2 protein-coding genes and 1 pseudogene are annotated in these 2,118 nt (G+C 53.7%); 2 read left to right on the top strand and 1 reads right to left on the bottom strand.

The window, feature by feature from the left end:
* Positions 1-166 (bottom strand): annotated as a pseudogene (locus ACTHUE_RS16560) (pyrimidine 5'-nucleotidase); the annotation flags it as partial.
* 65 nt (positions 167-231) lie between these two features.
* On the opposite strand from ACTHUE_RS16560, the gene ACTHUE_RS16555 reads away from it, so the two are divergent.
* Both ACTHUE_RS16555 and ACTHUE_RS16550 read left to right on the top strand, forming a co-directional pair.
* Entirely contained in the window at positions 232-1,233 is a 1,002-nt protein-coding gene (locus tag ACTHUE_RS16555) for a thiamine ABC transporter substrate-binding protein (RefSeq protein ID WP_070824068.1), read from the top strand.
* A gap of 113 nt (positions 1,234-1,346) precedes the next feature.
* A partial coding sequence (locus ACTHUE_RS16550; RefSeq protein ID WP_440424015.1) for a mechanosensitive ion channel family protein occupies positions 1,347-2,118 on the top strand: 772 nt, incomplete at its 3' end.

Raw genomic sequence — 2,118 nt, 5'->3', positions numbered from 1 at the left:
ATCGGTGCCAATAATCTTGGCGCAGGTGGGAGGCGGCTTCTTCGGAAAGTTTCAGACGGCCTGCCATGTATTCGGTCATGGCGCGGTTGATGATGTAGAAAATGCCGGCTTCGGCATTGTGCAAAGTATTGTCGAGGTCAAACAGCCAAACGGGAGAATGATTCATATCGTGCCTTGATATGCAGATTTTGTTATGATATTTCGTATTTTACCCGTACTAAAGGAAAGAGAATGAAACTGAAATTGTCCGCCGTGGCCCTGTTGCTGGCTTCGGCAAACCTGTACGCCCAAACCGAAGTGCGTTTGGCCGTGCACAAATCCTTCAGCCTGCCACAATCCGTCATCGCACAATTTGAAAAAGCCAACGATGCCAAAGTGTCCGTCATCAAGGCAGGCAGTGGCAACGAAATGCTCAACAAGCTGATTTTGAGCAAGGCCAACCCGATTGCCGATGCGGTTTACGGTTTAGACAACGCCAACATCGGCAAAGCCAAAGCCGCCGGCATCCTCGCCGCCAACCAACCCAAATCCGCACCCGTAACCGCTTCCCTGCCCGATGCGCTGGCTGTCGATTACGCCTATGTCGCCATCAACTACGACAAAAAATGGTTTGAACAGAAAAAATTGCCCCTGCCGCAAACCCTGCAAGATTTGACCAAACCGGAATATAAAAACCTTCTGGTAACCCCGTCTCCCGCCACATCCTCGCCCGGCCTCTCCTTCCTCTTGGCCAACATCGGCGGCATGGGTGAAGAAGGTGCGTTCAAATGGTGGGCGCAAATGCGCCAAAACGGCGTGAAAGTTGCCAAAGGCTGGAGCGAAGCCTACTACACCGACTTCACCCAAAACGGCGGCGCCTATCCCCTCGTGGTCAGCTATGCCACCAGCCCGGCGGCCGAAGTCCACTACTCCAAAGGCAAATACAGCACCCCACCCACCGGCAACCTCTTCCTCAAAGGCGGCACATTCCGCCAAGTTGAAGGCGCGGCCGTTTTGAAAGGCGCAAAACAACCCGAACTGGCAGCCAAACTGGTGAGCTGGCTGCAAAGCGGCGACGTGCAAAAAGCCCTGCCTGCCGAAATGTGGGTCTATCCGGCTGCCAAAAACACGCCGCTGCCCAAAATATTCGAGTTCGCCCAAACCCCGAAACACAGCGATTCCCCCAACCGCGCCGACATCAACACCAAACAAAAACAATGGGTGAGCCGTTGGAGCAAAACCGTTTTACGTTAAGCTGAAAAGAATTTAGGAAAGATTAAAGGCCGTCTGAAAAAACAAATCATTAGTTTTTCAGACGGCCTTGTTTTACAATGACCTTTTAAACAACTTCACACGCACACACAATTATGAATTTCGATCTTCAAGTCCTCTCTTCGTTCTCCGGCTGGGAACAACTCGCCCAAACCGGCATGTCTTTCGGTACCAACCTGCTGGCCGCCTTAGCCATCTTCTTTATCGGCCGCTGGGTCGCCACGCGCGTGGTGACACTGATGAAAGCCGCGCTGACACGCGCCAAAGTCGATAAAACACTGGTCAGCTTCCTCGGCAACGTTGCCAACATCGGCCTGCTGATCCTCATCATTATCGCGGCACTGGGCAAACTCGGTATCCCGACCACTTCCGTTACCGCCCTGATCGGTGGCGCAGGCTTGGCCGTGGCTTTGTCTTTGAAAGACCAACTGTCCAACTTCGCCGCCGGCGCGCTGATTATCCTGTTCCGTCCGTTTAAAGTCGGCGACTTTATCCGCGTCAACGGTTTTGAAGGCATCGTCCGCGAAATCAAAATGGTGCAGACCTCTTTGAGTACGCCGGACAACGAAGAAGTCGTCCTGCCTAACAGCGTGGTCATGACCAACAGCATCACCAACCGCTCCTCCCTGCCCCTGTGCCGCGCCCAAGTCGTTGTCGGCGTCGACTACGCCTGCGACTTGAAAGCCGCCAAAGCCGCCGTATTGAGAGCGGCAACCGAGCATCCATTGTGTGTTCAAACTGAAGAACGACCTGCCGTCGTATACATTACCAACCTTGGCGACAGCGCCATCGAAATTACCCTTTGGGCGTGGACGCAAGAAGAAAATCTCGGCCCGTTCCGATTCGCCCTGAACGAGCAAGTGGTTG

Source organism: Neisseria sp. P0021.S005 (assembly GCF_051956955.1).
Note: the sequence above shows the minus strand (reverse complement) of the source record. Positions and strands in the feature narration are given on the sequence as shown.

What these genes read in the sequence shown, in the direction of transcription:
- ACTHUE_RS16555 (WP_070824068.1), top strand. Translation starts at nt 232, where the DNA reads ATGAAACTGAAATTGTCCGCCGTGGCCCTGTTGCTGGCTTCGGCAAAC.